Origin of the sequence: Paenarthrobacter nitroguajacolicus (assembly GCF_051027655.1) — a bacterium.
Lineage (GTDB): Bacteria > Actinomycetota > Actinomycetes > Actinomycetales > Micrococcaceae > Arthrobacter > Arthrobacter nitroguajacolicus.
The window spans coordinates 1904206-1919335 of the sequence record NZ_CP073234.1; the positions used below are offsets into that span (position 1 = coordinate 1904206).

Annotated in this window: 10 protein-coding genes; 7 read left to right on the forward strand and 3 right to left on the reverse strand. The window is 64.3% G+C overall.

Annotated elements, in window-relative coordinates; translation table 11 throughout:
- Window positions 1–5: 5 nt before the first annotated feature.
- Both cydD and KCX59_RS09155 read left to right on the forward strand, forming a co-directional pair.
- Window positions 6–3482 carry a thiol reductant ABC exporter subunit CydD gene (gene cydD, locus KCX59_RS09150; protein ID WP_179017358.1) on the forward strand — a complete coding sequence of 1159 codons (3477 nt, stop codon included), beginning with the start codon at window positions 6–8 and terminating at the stop codon, window positions 3480–3482.
- Window positions 3483–3491: 9 nt separating this feature from the next.
- Complete coding sequence (locus KCX59_RS09155) at window positions 3492–4502, forward strand: GNAT family N-acetyltransferase (RefSeq protein ID WP_179017357.1); 1011 nt, start codon at window positions 3492–3494, stop codon at window positions 4500–4502.
- A 3-nt stretch (window positions 4503–4505) separates the two neighbouring features.
- Here KCX59_RS09155 and KCX59_RS09160 read toward each other — a convergent pair whose 3' ends face one another.
- Entirely contained in the window at window positions 4506–5024 is a 519-nt protein-coding gene (locus KCX59_RS09160; RefSeq protein ID WP_178995532.1) for a DinB family protein, read from the reverse strand.
- A gap of 129 nt (window positions 5025–5153) precedes the next feature.
- Here KCX59_RS09160 and KCX59_RS09165 point away from each other — a divergent pair, with 129 nt between their 5' ends.
- A complete protein-coding gene (locus KCX59_RS09165; RefSeq protein ID WP_091466718.1) occupies window positions 5154–5537 on the forward strand; it encodes a VOC family protein in 384 nt (127 codons plus the stop codon).
- A 98-nt stretch (window positions 5538–5635) separates the two neighbouring features.
- On the opposite strand, the gene KCX59_RS09170 is transcribed toward KCX59_RS09165, so the two are convergent.
- Complete coding sequence (locus KCX59_RS09170) at window positions 5636–8152, reverse strand: DNA gyrase/topoisomerase IV subunit A (RefSeq protein WP_091466719.1); 2517 nt, start codon at window positions 8150–8152, stop codon at window positions 5636–5638.
- 54 nt (window positions 8153–8206) lie between these two features.
- Here KCX59_RS09170 and KCX59_RS09175 point away from each other — a divergent pair, with 54 nt between their 5' ends.
- From KCX59_RS09175 to KCX59_RS09190, 4 genes are read left to right on the forward strand one after another with little or no spacing between them, the layout of a single operon-like run.
- Complete coding sequence (locus KCX59_RS09175; RefSeq protein WP_179017356.1) at window positions 8207–10894, forward strand: bifunctional acetate--CoA ligase family protein/GNAT family N-acetyltransferase; 2688 nt, start codon at window positions 8207–8209, stop codon at window positions 10892–10894.
- A gap of 57 nt (window positions 10895–10951) precedes the next feature.
- Complete coding sequence (locus KCX59_RS09180) at window positions 10952–11677, forward strand: DUF5998 family protein (protein WP_179017355.1); 726 nt, start codon at window positions 10952–10954, stop codon at window positions 11675–11677.
- Window positions 11674–12903 carry an alkaline phosphatase family protein gene (locus KCX59_RS09185; RefSeq protein ID WP_179017354.1) on the forward strand — a complete coding sequence of 410 codons (1230 nt, stop codon included), beginning with the start codon at window positions 11674–11676 and terminating at the stop codon, window positions 12901–12903. Before KCX59_RS09180 ends, KCX59_RS09185 begins: the two co-directional genes overlap by 4 nt.
- Window positions 12896–13654 carry a thymidine kinase gene (locus tag KCX59_RS09190; protein ID WP_178995526.1) on the forward strand — a complete coding sequence of 253 codons (759 nt, stop codon included), beginning with the start codon at window positions 12896–12898 and terminating at the stop codon, window positions 13652–13654. The genes KCX59_RS09185 and KCX59_RS09190 overlap by 8 nt, the downstream gene beginning before the upstream one ends.
- On the opposite strand, the gene sepH is transcribed toward KCX59_RS09190, so the two are convergent.
- The gene (gene sepH / locus KCX59_RS09195; protein ID WP_178995524.1) at window positions 13651–14988 is read right to left on the reverse strand and encodes a septation protein SepH; all 1338 of its coding nucleotides are present in this window, start codon (window positions 14986–14988) and stop codon (window positions 13651–13653) included. The genes KCX59_RS09190 and sepH overlap by 4 nt on opposite strands.
- Between the last annotated feature and the right edge of the window lie 142 nt (window positions 14989–15130).

Sequence of the window (15130 nt, forward strand, 5' to 3'; positions counted from 1 at the left end):
GCCTCATGAAACCCGTGTTCCCTACCGGCCCAGCCACACGATCGGCGCTCTACGCCCTTGGCCTGATGTCCACCCTCAAAGCACTGTCCCTGGTGCTCATGGCCCAAGCTGTGGCGGGGATGCTGGCCGGACTAACGTCCGGGGCAGGGAACACCGGCCTGGCGGACTGGAACTACGGGCTGATCTGGGGCGCGGTGGGAGCGGTCCTCAGGTCGCTGACGGTGTGGGGCCAAGGCATTGCCTCCAGGCGGGCTGCGCTGGGCGTCAAAGAGGAACTGCGGGCACGGCTGTTGAGGCGCTCGCTGTCCGACGGCGTTTCGTCGCCCGTAGCGGGAATGAACGACGGCGGCCTGGCGATCCTTGCCACGCGGGGCCTGGACGCACTGGACGACTACTACACCCAATACCTGCCTGCGATCGTGAACTGCGCGACGGTCCCGCTCCTGCTCGGAGCCCGGATCCTCTTCGCCGACTGGGTGAGTGCAGTGGTGATCGTCCTGACAGTTCCACTGGTGCCGTTGTTCATGGTCCTCATCGGCAGGCACACCGAAGACACCGTCCGGGAGGCGCAAAGCACGCTCCGGAAACTGTCCGGCCACATCCTTGAACTCGCCAAAGGCCTTCCCGTCCTGGTGGGCCTGGGACGTGCCACCGAACAGCGCGCAGCCCTGGAAGATATCTCCGAGCAATACCGGACCCGGACCATGGGCACGCTCCGCACGGCGTTCCTTTCCGCGCTGGCCCTGGAACTCATAGCGACGATCTCCGTGGCCGTAGTGGCTGTGTTCATCGGCGTACGGCTGGTGCATGGCGACATGGCCCTTGAAGCAGGTCTCCTGGCACTGATCCTGGCCCCGGATTGCTACCTTCCGCTACGGGAACTCGGCACCGCCCACCACGCAAGCGATGACGGCAGGGCAGCCCTCGAAACCACCAACGCCGTACTGGATGCCCCCGCACACGAGCGCCTGCAGGATCATGGGCCTTCAAACACTGTGCAGGCCTGCAGAGAACAGGCCTGCACAGAACCGTCCGGCACTGCACAGGCCGGGGTAGTTGTGAGCGGATTGTCTGTGACGTACTACGGAAGGTCAGCAGCCGCCGTCGGGCCCCTCAGCTTCACTGCCGCGCCCGGGCGCGTTACCGCCCTCGACGGCGACAGCGGCTCCGGGAAGAGCACAGTCCTGGGTGTCCTCGCCGGGCTCATCGGCCAAGGGCCCGGAGCCTCGGTCACAGGAACCGTCACCGGTGCGGACCCGGGGACAGTGGCGTGGGTTCCGCAACACCCTGTCATGGCCACCGAAACTGTGCAGCAAGAGATTGAACTCTATCTTGACGGGTACAAGGGGAACGCCTCCGAGGCCGTCACCCGTGTCCTTCGGAAGGCCTCTGCAGAGCACCTGGCTGCCAGGAACCCAGCGGAACTAAGCCCCGGAGAGCTGCGGCGGATCGCACTCGCCCGTGGACTGGCCCGCGTGGACGCAGGCGCTACGGTCCTGTTGCTCGACGAGCCCACCGCCCATCTGGACCAATACTCCGCCAGCGTGGTCCGTCGCGCCATAGAGTCGCTTCGTGGCAACGTCACCGTGATCCTGGTGGCCCACGACGCCGCCACCCGGGCCCTCGCCGACCACCTGGTACCCGTAGGGCAGCAGCACCAGCACCGCCAGGGGACCTCGGTGCCCATAGTGGCCGTGGCGAGCAGTCCGCGCGGTGCCCGTGGCGGGGTTGTTATAGTCCCAGCGAAGGAAGCCAGTCCCCAACGCGGCCTCCCGCCCGCTCCCACGACCAGCAGCCTGCATGGTCTCCTGCGGACTCTGGTACCCGTACGTTGGAAGTTCCTTGCCGCAGGTGTCGTGGCCGTCCTGGCCGCCCTCTTCGCAGTGGCACTGTCAGGTCTGTCCGGGTGGCTGATCATCCGCGCCAGCGAACAACCGCCCATTCTCTACCTGCTCGGCGCGATCGTCGGTGTCAGGTTCTTCGGTATAGGAAGGGCCGTTCTGCGTTATTGCGAGCGGCTCTTGACCCATGATGCTGTCTTCGCTGCGATGACCCGGCTCCGCGGTGCTCTGTGGGCATCGCTGAGCCGCAGGGCGCTGTCCCTCCGGCGCCTCCTCCAAGGCGGCAACGTGTTGGGCTCCATCGTGGACGACGTGGACACCCTCCGCGATCTTCTGCCCAGGGTTGTCCTCCCTCCCGTGACTGCCCTTGGAGTCGGGGCGGCGGCGATCCTCGCTACAGCCATCGTTTTACCGGCGGCCCTGCCGGCGGTGGTGGCAACCGCCGTCGTCGGCCTGGTCCTTGCCCCGACCCTTGCGGTCCTGGCTGACAGGAACGCCGCCAAGGCTGAACAGCAGATGCGTTCAGTGGTGCTTCGGGGAGTGGCCGCAGCCCTCGATGCCCGTGCGGAACTGAGCGCCAACGGGGTGGGGGAGCCTGTCCTCGGTGCACTGCGCGACAAAGACCGCACCGCCACCCTCTCTGCACAACGGTCGGCATGGGCTGAAGGGCTCGGCCAGGCAGTGATTGTCCTGGCTTGCTCTACGGCCGCCTTGTGGGCGGGCGTCCTGAGTGCACCCGCCGTACTGAACGGCACTGTCGCCCCGGAACTGGCAGCTGTCATTGTCCTCATGCAACTAGCCTTGGTTGAACCCTTTGGTGGCATCGTGTCCGCTGTGCGCCAAGCCCCGGCGCTCGCAGCCGTGCTCGGCCGGGTGGCAGCATCCGGCGCTTTGGACACCCCCACCCCAGGGAGCCAAGCGGAAGAGCACGACGGCGGCACGCGTCGCCCGCCTGATCGGCCCGGCCGGGCGGGACTGGAGATGCGGGGTGCGTCAGCGTCCTGGCCGGGTGGCCCGAACGTCTTTTCCGGTGTGAATGCTGTTGCCGAGCCCGGCCGCTGGCTTGCCGTGACCGGCCCCTCCGGCGCAGGGAAGTCCACGTTCCTCTCGGTACTTCTCGGATTCCTGCCCCTGACAGAAGGAACTGTGAAGCTCTCCGGCAAAGCTGCGTGGTGCCCCCAGGAGGCACACCTGTTCGACTCCACTATCCGCGGCAACCTCCTGCTGAGCCGCCCGGCCGCAGCGAAGCCCAGCGAGTCCGAGATGCGCAAGGCGCTGGCCGACGTCGGGCTTGATTCAGTCGTGGCGGCACTGCCGGAAGGGCTCGATGCCCGTATCGGCCCTGGCGGTTCTTTCCTGAGCGGCGGCGAACGTCAGCGGCTTGCCATGGCCAGGACGCTCCTGACCGGAGCCACCGTCTTGTTGCTTGACGAACCTACGGCCCACTTGGATGCGGGCTCGGCGCGGGAAATGATGGCCATTCTGCGCAATGGACTCAAGGACGTCACCGTTGTCCTGGTTACGCATAATCCGGATGATATTGATCCGGCAGATGGGCGGCTGGAGTTGCCTGCAACCCAGGGTGCCGGGAAGCGAAGCCCGGGCGCGGCGGAACTGGTGGGAAGGTCTACTCCTCAGTAGCCTGTTGGCATGCCTTTCGAAACCGCACGCCAAGTCATGCCCGACACCGTTGCAACCGGCCTGAGCTGGCGACCAGCCACCATGGAAGACCTCGGGAACTGGGCGGGCCTGATTGCCCGGACGGCCGCCGTCGAGCATCCCGTCTGGTATGAAAAGCGCGGCGACCTGGTCCACATCCTGGAGTCGACCAAGAACCCGGCGGAAACGAGCACGCTGCTGGGCGTCGACTCCGACGGTGTGGCGCGTGCCTACGGTCGAATCGCCAAGAATCCCGAGGGCGACAAAGCCACCGGAATGGCGTGCGTTGACCCGGAATGGCAACAGCGGGGCATCGGCTCTGCAGTGCTGCTGTGGCAGGAAGGACAAGTACGCTCCCGGTTCGAGTCCGATCAAGCTGCCGGACACACCACAGCACCGCCACGTCTCCGCATCCAGACAGAGGAACAGCACGAGCACCAGGCAACACTCCTGATGGGTCACGGCTACGGCGCCGTGCGTTGGTTCAACGAAATGCACCGGCCCCTGTCGCAGCAACTGCCCGTGGCGCCCCTGAGTGCGGGACTTGAACTCAGGACGCTGGATCCATCGCTCTATGAACCTGTGCGCCAAGCCCATAACGATGCGTTCAGGGACAACTGGGGGAGCGAGCCACGGGATGAAGAATCGTGGCGCTTCACTATTGAGGAACCGACGGCCCGGCACGATCTCAGTGCTGTGGTTATTGATTCCGGCACGGGGGAGGTGGCCGGATACCAGCTAACCAGCTTTGATCCCGATTCTGCCGCCGATCGCGGTTTCAAGGAAGGCTATACAGAGCTCCTTGGTGTGCGGCGGGCCTATCGCGGTCGGGGCATAGCCCAAGCACTGCTCGCCGATGCCATGCAGCGCTACGCCTCGGCGGGAATGGACGTGGCCTCACTGGACGTGGACTCGGCCAACCCCACCGGGGCGTTGGAACTCTACTTGGGCATGGGTTATGCGCCAGTAAACCGCAGTATGACGTGGGAGAAGATGCTCTAGTTTTTAGCCGTCCACATCATGAAGGTGATGAACAACGTCGTGGAGGAAGTACTGGGAGAACGTCAGCACGGTGAATGAGGATCCGTTGCTGCGCGTTCCGGTGCGTTGCCAATCATCCTCCGTGACGCGGGCGAAGGACTCGGCAATCTCCTTGCCCTCTGCCTCCAGCTCGTCGGCCACCGTGCGCGGATCAGCGGAACCGTACTCACCGTCGATCGCGGCCTGGTCCTGGTCCCAATTGGCAAACCGGGCGTCATCCTCGGTGAGCATCAGGTTCAGGCGCTGATCGAAGAGGCTGAAGACGTCCCGGACGTGGCAGGCGTACTCCAGGTTGGACCATGTGTGGTCGTTGGGACGTGTTGCTACATCCTCCCGGCGCAGCACGGCCCGCCACCGGGGAAGCATGTTCAGAACGGTGCCGGGCACCGTGGAAGGGGTCACCGTTGCGGGGTCGAAACCGCACTCGGGGCAGGGCTGTGAGAGCACCCAGGTCCAGTCTTTTTCATCGGGGATGATCGGCATGCGGCCAGTCTAAGCTGAACCTGCGCGGGCCCCTCTACAGCCCACGAAATATGGTGTCGTTTTCCAATTACTTACGGACCCTGCCAAGAGTAAAGTTCGTTCCGGGGGGAGAGCCGGAAAGAGAAAACAATGCTCAAGGATCAGCAGGTTGGTGCCGTCCTACCGGCACAGGACATAGCCCGGGCACGCGCGTACTACAGCGAAAAACTCGGACTGGAACCCGAAAATCCGGACGACGACGACAACCTCCAGTACAGGTGTGGCGACGGAACCGGATTCTTTGTCTATCAAACGTCCAATGCAGGGACTGCCAAGAATACCCAGATGGGCTGGACGGTCAGCGATGTCCGGGCCACAGTGCAGGAGCTGCGCGGCAAGGGAGTCAAGTTCGAAGACTACGACTTCCCGGGCCTGAAGACTGAAGACGGCATCGCTACGATGCCTGATGGAAGCGCCGCAGCATGGTTCCTCGACAGTGAGGGAAACATACTGAGCATCAACCAAACCGGCTAGCCCGTGCGGTGGCTTCACAGCCACGGCAGCACAAAGGCCGGAGGTCTGTAACCCCCGGCCTTTGCCGTGCTGTTCGGGTGCCCCGTGATTATTCCGCGTTATTCCGCGGCGTCAGCCCATGCCATGCTCGGACCGATGGCTTCCACGGGCTGGGACAACGGAACGCCGGATCCATCCCGGCGGCCATGTTCGTGGGGAAGTGCCCTTGCGACGCCCGCCGTCGAGGAAGCCTTCGCCGGACCATGACCTGCCCAAGCCAGGAGCAGTGTGTCCTCGCCCTTGAGGAAACGGTGGACCCGCACCCCGCCGGTGGCCCGGCCCTTCACGGGATACTCCTCGAAAGCGGTCACCTTCGCAGTTCCCGGTGCCGTCCCCGGCAAGGCGCCGTTCGTTCCGGCAATGGTCACCACGACGGCGGCAGGGTCGTCCGCGCGAACGGTACCGAAGTGGATCACTTCGTCGCCGGCTGCAAGCTTGATGCCGGCCATGCCACCGGCCGTACGTCCTTGGGGGCGGACATTGGAGGCACTGAATCGAAGCAATTGGGCCTGCCGTGTCACGAAGACAAGGTCGACGTTGTCCTCCTGCGCCGGTTCCACCGCGAGCACCGAGTCCTTGTCCTTCAGGGCGATGATCTCCCAGTCTTCACGGTTCAGTGGGTAGTCCGGCTGAACACGCTTGACCACGCCCTGGACCGTACCGATGGCGAGGACGGAGTCCAGGGGGACGAAGGCAACCAAGGTTTCACCCTTGAGCAAGGTGATGAAGTCCTTGGCGGGGACGCCGCCGGCCAAGTTGGGGAGACCGGAGACCGGAGGCAACACGGGCATGTCCATCACTTGGAGCCGCAGCATGCGGCCTTGGGATGTGACCGCACCAATTTCTCCCCTGGCAGTGGTCTTGACCACTGAGCGGAAGACATCGTGCTTGGTCCGGGGGCCCGATTCGGCCAGCGGTTCCTGGTTGGACGTCCTGGCGATCTGTCCGGACACACTCAGCAGGGCCCAGCAGGGGTCGTCCGGAATTTCCAAGGGTAGCGCTGCGGCTTTGCCCTTCGGCCCGGGTACTGACGCTGCCAAGGCCGCAGCCACCGTGGGGGAGACGGCTTCCGATTCCAAGAGGACCGTGCGGCGGGGCGTGCCGTACTTTTCGGCGACCACTGCCAACTCACCGGAAACAAGATCGCGGAGCAGTTCATCCGAAGCCAGGATGGCCTCCAGGGCCTCGATCTCGCGGCGGAGTTCGTCCTGTTCCTTCTCCAGCTCAAGGCGGGAGTACTTGGTCAACTGCCTCAGGCGCAGTTCCAGGATGTAGTTGGCCTGGATTTCGGTGAGGTCGTAGATGGACATGAGGCGTTCACGCGCGGCCGAAGCCTCGTCCGAAGAACGGATGATCTGGATGACTTCGTCGATGTCCACAATCGCGATCAACAAGCCCTCCACCAAGTGGAGGCGGTCCTTCTTCTTGCCCAGGCGGAAGGACGTGCGGCGGCGCACCACATTGAGGCGGTGTTCAACGTACACCTGCAGCAGCTGCAGGAGGCCCAGCGTCTGCGGCTGGCCGTCCACCAGGGTGACGTTGTTGATGCCGAAGGAATCTTCCATGGGCGAGTAGCGGTACAGCTGCTGGAGGACGGCGTTGGGATTGAAGCCGTTCTTCAACTCGATGACCAGGCGGAGGCCGTGATTGCGGTCCGTGAGGTCAACGACGTCGCTGATGCCGGTCAGCTTCTTGGAGTTGACGGCATCCTTGATCTTCTCGATGACCTTTTCCGGGCCCACCATGTAGGGGAGCTCAGTGACCACCAGGCCGGTGCGACGGGCGGACAGCTGTTCCACTTCAACCTTGGCGCGGGTCTTGAAGGATCCACGCCCCGTGGCGTAAGCGTCACGGATTCCGTCCAATCCCACGATGCGGCCACCTGTGGGGAGGTCGGGCCCCGGGATGAACCGCATGATCTCGTCCAACGTGGCACCGGGGTTGGCGATCAGGTGACGAGCAGCGGCGATGACCTCCACAAGGTTGTGCGGAGGCATATTCGTGGCCATACCAACAGCGATGCCCGTGGTGCCGTTGACCAGCAGGTTGGGGAAAGCGGCGGGGAGCACATCCGGCTGCGTCAGCTGGTTGTCGTAGTTGGGGACAAAGTCCACCACGTCTTCGTCCAGGTGGTCCGTCATGGTCAACGCGGCGGCCGCCAAACGTGCCTCTGTGTAACGCGGTGCTGCCGGGCCGTCGTCGAGCGATCCGAAGTTGCCGTGACCATCGATGAGGGGCAGGCGCAGGGAAAAATCCTGCGCCATGCGCACCATGGCGTCGTATATGGCGGTGTCGCCGTGCGGGTGGAGCTTACCCATGACTTCGCCCACCACGCGGGCGCTCTTGACGTGTCCTCGATCCGGGCGGAGGCCCATGTCGGACATCATGTACAGGATGCGCCGTTGCACGGGCTTCAGTCCGTCGCGGGCGTCCGGGAGGGCACGCGAGTAGATCACCGAGTAGGCGTACTCCAGGAAGGAGCCTTCCATCTCGGACGTGACGTCGATGTCGACGATGTTCTCGGTGAAATCGCCGAGGGGCTCGGCTGTGCGTGCGGATTTTTGGCTGCGGGCCATGGGGTCGGTGGATCCTTAAAGATGTACTGCGGATGTTTTAGCTAGGCTAAGCCTATGGTGGATCAGCCCGGCGTCGGCATTTATCCGGAATATTGGGAAGCTGATGTCGTGCTGCGCGACGGCGGGACAGCCCACCTTCGGCCAATACGACCCGAAGATGCCGATGCTTTGCAGGCGTTCCACGCGGGTCAGTCGCAGGCCTCCATCTACATGAGGTTCTTCTCTTTCAAGCCAAAGCTCTCCGGCAAGGAGGTTCGGCGCTTCACGGAAGTGGACCACATCAACCGCGTGGCGTTCGTCATCACCATCGGCGGCGAAATCATGGGGATTGGCCGCTACGACAGGCTTGAAGATCCCACCGAGGCCGAGGTTGCCTTCAACATTTCCGATGCACACCAGGGACGTGGAATCGGCTCCATCCTCTTGGAGCATTTGGCGGTTGCCGCCCGGGAAAACGGCATCCGCCGCTTCACGGCCGAGGTCCTGCCGGACAACCGGAAGATGCTGATGGTCTTTGCCGACGCCGGCTACGACGTCAAACGCCAATTCGACGACGGCGTTGTGAGCGTTGAATTCAACATCGATCCCACGGAGAAATCGCGGGCCGTCATGGAGTCCCGCGAGCACCGCGCGGAGGCGCGCAGCGTGCGGGACCTGTTGTCGCCGTCGTCGGTGGCTGTCATCGGTGCCAGCCGCAAGTGGGGGACGGTGGGCTACCAGCTCCTGGAGCACATTATTGAAGGCGGCTTCAAAGGTCCGGTCTACGCCGTCAACCCGGAGGCATTCGAACTCGCCGGGATGATCTCGTTCGGAAACTTGTCGGAGATCCCGGGGCCGGTGCAACTGGCCATCGTGGCTGTTCCGTACGAGGAAGTACCCAAGGTAGTGGACGACTGTGCCGCTGCGGGCGTCAAAGGCATCGTGGTGGCCACCGCCGGATTTGCCGACGACGGCGAGCGGGGACTCGCCCGCCAGCACGAGTTGGTGCGGCGGGCCAGGGCGAACGGAATGCGCGTCATTGGCCCGGAATCCCTCGGAATCCTGAATACGCACCCGGCGGTCTCATTGAACGCTTCGATGGCCCCCGCGATGCCCCCGCGGGGCAGCTTGGGCTTGTTCAGCCAATCGGCTGCCGTGGGTGTTGCGGTTTATGCAGCCGCCAGCCGCCGCCGGCTCGGGTTGTCATCGTTCCTCTCCGCAGGAAACCGCGCCGACGTTTCCGGCAACGACGTCATGCAGTACTGGGAGGACGACGCCGATACCTCCGCCGTGGGCCTCTACCTTGAGTCCATCGGCAACCCCCGCAAGTTCTCCCGCTTGGCGCGCAGATTGTCCCGCAACAAACCCGTGATCGTTGCCAAGTCCGATGTCACCGGCCTCAGCCTGCCGCCCGGGCACGAGGTTCGCACCACCCAGGCGCCATCCGCGGCAGTGGACGCGATGATGCGGCAGGCAGGCGTGATCCGGGTTGAGACCATCGAACAACTCATGGACATTGCCCAGATCGCGTCCTCCCAGGAGCTGCCCAAAGGACCGGGCGTAGCCGTCTACTCAAATTCCGTCGCGCTGGCCAAAGTGGTGGCCGACAGTGCCGGACCCCTCGGGTTGGATGTGGGCCGCCTTGTGACGGACATTGATCTGGACGCCGGTATGTCATTGGCGCTTCCTGCACTTCGGGCAAGTCTGCAGGAAAGCCTCGCGGACGACTCCGTGCACGCCGTTGTGGCGGCCCTCCTCCCGGCCCGCGGGCTTACCGTGGAATCACTCGCGGGCGTCCTGGCCGAATGCGCTGCCGAGGCTGGAAAGCCTGTCGTGGCGGCCTTCACCGGAATCCTGGATCCCTCCGTGCAAGTCGAGGGCATGGTGGGCGGAGCGGGCAAGCCTGTGCTGCCGTGCTACTCCAATGCCGGTGCCGCCGTGGCGGCCCTGGCGGCGATCGTCCGTTACGCGCAGTGGCGCGACCGTGACCAAGGGCTTTTCGTGGAGCCCGACGGCTGCGATGTCGACGGCACCAAGGAAACGCTGAACGCGATGCTGGCCGGCGTCACGGGCGAAAAGATCAGGAAGCTCGACGCCGGTGCTGCCGCCGCACTGCTGTCGGGCTACGGGATTGATGTGGTGCCGACTCTCGGATTTGGTACCCCTGACGAGGCGGTGCAGGCCGCGGAGACTGTGGGATGGCCCGTGGTCCTCAAGACCACGGATCCCGCACTGCGGCACCGGCTGGATCTCGGAGGCGTTCGGCTGGATATTCAGGACGCCGAATCCCTCCGTCAAAACATCGCCCAAATGCGCCGTGCTTTGGAACCTTATGGATCGCCCTCGCTTGAGGTGCAGGCCATGGCGCCGGTGGGGCAGGCCTGCACCTTCCGTGCCATGGAGGACCCCTTGCTGGGGCCGGTCCTGTCGTTCGGCTTGGCCGGGGATGCCGTGAACCTGCTGGACGACTGGGCGCATCGGGTCCCGCCGCTATCAGCTGCGGACCTGCACGATGTCATCCGCTCGCCACGGGCGTCCCGAAAACTGTTCGGCTACCAAGGCCTGCCCGCCGTGGATGTTGAAGCTCTGGAGGACATTGCGGCCCGGCTCGCCAAGCTAAAAGATGACCATCCAGGAATCGCGTTGGTGGAATTCAACCCCGTACTGGCGGGGCCCTCGGGTGCCACCATCCTTGGCGCGGATGTATGGATCGGCAATGCGGCACAGCGCACGGACAGTGCCCGGCGCGCGATGCGGGGTTAGCCACAGGACTGGACCTCGCGGTTAGGTAGTCACCAAGCGATCTGTGAAAATGGGGGAATGAGCACCCAGTCTCCGACGCCTCAATCCCGTCCGTCCAACGCCGGGCACCACACCTCCCATCATCACAGCTCGCAGGGACAGGGCCTGGACCAGGCGCTGCAGCAGGCAGGTTTCTACCCACGGCTGGTGGCCGACGTCGTCGATGACGCCCTGGATGGCCGGGAGTGCCTCTCCCACCTGGTCCACCTGGAGACCCATTTCGACCGTGCCGAGGTCCGCAGGCACATCACTGTGCTGGTGCTCACGGAGGACATGCTGGTGATCACTCACGTTGATGACCAGCAGCTGGATGAGGCCGGAGAGCAGATCGTTGCCCAAGTCTCCACTGAGTCTGTACCCGTGGCCCAGATCCGCTCGGTGGTCCTTAGCTACATGTATTCGCAACCCCAGGACTACAAGCCGTCCGATCCTGTCCGGGAGATGACCTTGTCCATCGCATGGTCCGGCGGGCAGCGCCTGGACATGGGGCCGGCGAGCTGCGGGGATCCCCAGTGCGAGGCCGATCATGGCTACAGCGGAACCATAGCCCAGGAAGATATCGTCCTGCGGATCAGCGCTGAGGCGGACGGACTCCAGGCGGTCCAGGACGCCAAGATTTTTGCCCGTGCGCTGCGTGCGGTCAACACGGGCAATCCTTCCCCGGCCCAACACGCCAGCATCCCTGCACCGAGGCCGCGTTCGGGCGTCTTCAGCAACCGCCTCAGCCGCGGACACCAGCGTTGAGGGAAACCGCACAGAACCCGGTGAGCACGTCTTCGGGGACCAGCCCGGCCGCTGACCTCCCATCGCCCCCGCTTTTCGGAAGCCAGTCCATAGCGGAAGTCCTGACCAGCGCTGCCGCATCCCTGGGGATGCCGGGCTTCACCAACCACTTGCAGCTGCCGCCAGCGCAGCGTGTCTGCGTGGTTCTTGCCGATGGGCTCGGCCGTACCCTCTTGAAGCAGAAGTCCTCCCACACGCCCTTCCTCCGGACAGTCATGGCCGGCGGACAACGCAACGTTCCCGCGTGGGTGGACGCCGCCTTCCCCAGCACCACTGCGGCATCCCTCGCGAGCCTCGGCACCGGTTTGCCGGCCGGCCAGCACGGAATGGTGGGCTACGACGTCCTCGATCCCGAGCAGGACAAGGTAGTCAACCTCCTGGGCAATTGGGATTCCCAAGTGGACCCTGCACAGTGGCAGCCTCACCCGACGGTCTTTGAGCGGCTTGCCGGAGAGCTGGACGTCGTGACCGTCAGCCTGCCTCAGTTCGGAAACTCCCCGATGACACAGGCTGCCCTCCGGGGAAGCCGCTTTGTCGGCGGCACCACGCTGCATGCCCGCACCGCCGCCGCCGCTGAGGCAATGTCCGGTGGTGGACGTTCCCTTATGTACTTCTACGCCAACGAGTTGGACAAAGCAGGCCACCGCTACGGCTGCCAGTCGGATCGTTGGGAGCACCAACTCGAAGAGCTCGACTCTACGGTCAAGAGGCTGTCTGCCACGCTGCCCGCCGGCACCACCATTCTGGTGACCGGCGATCACGGCATGTTGGACGTCCCGGAATCCCAGAGAATCGACTACTCCGCTGATGAAAAGCTGATAGCAGGAGTCCGCCACACGGCCGGGGAGCCGCGCATGGTCCACCTCTATCTTGAGCCGGATGCCACTCCGGCCCACCGGGAATCCCTGATTGAGGCATGGCGTCACCGCTTTGGTGAAAGGATCTGGGCCTTTACGCGGGAGCAAGCCGTGGATGCAGGGCTGTTCGGCACAGTTCGCCCTGAGGTGGCTCCGCGCATTGGCGACGTCATGATTGCAGCACGTGACACGTTGGCCCTCTACGACACGCGGAGGGCCCGCCCCGCAGCCCTGGAGGTTGTAGGGCAGCACGGTTCACTGACCAAGGCCGAACGCGAAGTACCCCTGCTGTGCTTCGCCGCTGCCGGCAAGAAGGGCAAACGTGGCTGAGCTGGTCTTCTTCTCAGGCACCATGGACTGCGGCAAGTCCACCCTGGCCCTCCAAATGGACCATAACCACCGTGCACGCGGTCGCGGAGGTGTTCGGTTCAGCTGCAACGACCGCGCAGGTGATTCAACCATCTCCAGCAGGCTGGGCCTGCAAACCGACGCCGTGGAGGTTGTGGGCGACACCGATTTCTGGGACGAAGTGGTGGCCCGGCGAACCAACGGACTGCGGGTGGACTACCTCATTTGTGATGAGGCCCAGTTCTACTCGCCCACCCAAGTGGAGCAATTGGCGCGGGTTGTGGATGAGATGGAGGTGGACGTCTTTGCGTTCGGCATCACTTCCGACTTCCGCACCAGACTGTTCCCTGGCTCGCAGCGGCTCATCGAACTCGCCGACAAAGTGCAGGTCCTGCAGGTCGAAGCTTTGTGCTGGTGCGGCCGCCGGGCAACGCAGAACGCCCGCACCGTAAACGGCATCATGGTGGTGGAGGGCGACCAGGTGATGGTGGGCGACGTTGCCCCGCAAAACAGCGGCGACGAAGCCGGGCCCGCGGAGGGTGCATCCGCTGGGAGTCCGCCCGCAGAAGCAGGTCCTGCTGACGCAGTGGGCTACGAGACGTTGTGCCGCCGGCACTACATGAGGCGTGTCACAGCTCATGGCGCCAACCTGATGGCCGGCGCAGACCAGCCGCTGCCTTTCGACGTCGATGCGTGCCTCTGGCCCGGTGCAGGGGCCCTTAGGCGCGGCTAGTCGCCGCGGGCCCCAAAAACTATCTCGTCCCAGCTCGGGATGCTGGACCGCTTGGGGCGGGACGGCTGGCGTTCCGCAGGGGCATCCACATCCTTACGCACGTCAGCGTCTTTCTGGTCCTCTGCAGGCATTTCGTCCTGATGGGCGTCCTGGGAAGATTGCGCACCGTCGGCTTCGTCTTCTGCGCGGGGTTGCGGGTTACCGCTGCCGCCGAGGAGTTCGTCAAGTCCTGCAGGCTTGCGTCCTGCCAGTGAAGTCACAGGTCGAAGCGGGCTGGCTACCACCGTTATTTCACGCGTGTCTGTGCTGACTCCGTTGTGGAGCTTCAGAGAGTCGTCGCCGTCGTCGGGCGACTCGAAGTGCCGCGGAGCGAGGCTTAGCCTGGACATCATCGAAGGACGCCCGTCTTTACGTGTGGGCTCTTCCACTGCAGGAGCCACCGGCTCGACATCCGTTACACCAGGCGCCTCGGCCTCGTCTATTTCCTCACCGGGTCGCGGGTGTGCTGCGGGAACGTTGCTCAAGAGGACTGCCAAGGCGTCGTCGCCGTCTTCATCCACGCCAAGGCGCTGTCCGCGCCGCGAACGGAGCATTTCCAGCAGGCTGTCGGATTCTTTCGCCGACGCGCGTGCTGCCGTTTCGGCGTCGTTCTCGAAATCGAACGGCCTGTCCGAGACGGCAGCAAGCCGCCGGGCCGGGACCGGGCCGTCCATCGGCTCAAGTTCGCTGAGTTGCTGGGCCCAACGGTTGGCATTCTGCAGCGACTTGCGCTGGGGACTGAAGGTCCACATGGCAGGCGGTTCTTCGCCAATGCTTCCGTGAGCGCCGGGGACAGCTTCGAAGCGTGCGACGACGGTCCAGGTACCGTCCGGGCGGCGCCAGGAATCCCAATCCACGGAGGAGGAATCAATACCGTGCGCTGAAAGCCGGTAGTCAACCATCTCGCCAAGTGTGGCCGGGTTGTCGCCGAAAGCGGAGCGGTAGATGTCATGCCCGGGAGCAGGGGCGGCAACTTCGATGTTTCGGGCCTGTCGCACTACGTACTCACGCTCTGCAAGCACAGGGCCTTCATAACGTTGGACGTTGGCAAGGGGGAGGCCGGAAAGCTCGGCAACTTCCATGGCCGTGGCTCCGCTGCGGATCCGGGCCTGAATATCGCGGGGCGACATGGAAATCGGCGTGTTGGAGGCGCGAGCGGCCACCTGGGCAGGGGTACGGCTCGCCGCGGCCCTCAAGGCCTCGTCGATCGGAAGCTGGAACATCGCACCACCGGGGCCGCTCAAGAGCAGATGCCCGCCGTCGTCGTGGACGCCTACCAGTCGTAGATCCTGCATAACACCCTCCACCACATGGCATAACTGACATTCGAAACTCTGCCACTCGCGGGGGGCTTTTCCTACTAGGGCAAAGGGCGTGCCGTGATATTCCGCTGAAACCCGGTTCATTCCGGAAGGCTTTTCAACCGATTCCACAGCA

Excerpts from the sequence above, each read along its gene's own strand:
- KCX59_RS09160 (WP_178995532.1), bottom strand. The coding sequence starts at position 5,024 with ATGCCGATCATCCCCGATGAAAAAGACTGGACCTGGGTGCTCTCACAG.
- KCX59_RS09165 (WP_091466718.1), top strand. The coding sequence starts at position 5,154 with ATGCTCAAGGATCAGCAGGTTGGTGCCGTCCTACCGGCACAGGACATA.
- KCX59_RS09180 (WP_179017355.1), top strand. The coding sequence starts at position 10,952 with ATGAGCACCCAGTCTCCGACGCCTCAATCCCGTCCGTCCAACGCCGGG.
- KCX59_RS09175 (WP_179017356.1), top strand. The coding sequence starts at position 8,207 with ATGGTGGATCAGCCCGGCGTCGGCATTTATCCGGAATATTGGGAAGCT.
- KCX59_RS09170 (WP_091466719.1), bottom strand. The coding sequence starts at position 8,152 with ATGGCCCGCAGCCAAAAATCCGCACGCACAGCCGAGCCCCTCGGCGAT.
- cydD (WP_179017358.1), top strand. The coding sequence starts at position 6 with ATGAAACCCGTGTTCCCTACCGGCCCAGCCACACGATCGGCGCTCTAC.
- sepH (WP_178995524.1), bottom strand. The coding sequence starts at position 14,988 with ATGCAGGATCTACGACTGGTAGGCGTCCACGACGACGGCGGGCATCTG.
- KCX59_RS09155 (WP_179017357.1), top strand. The coding sequence starts at position 3,492 with ATGCCTTTCGAAACCGCACGCCAAGTCATGCCCGACACCGTTGCAACC.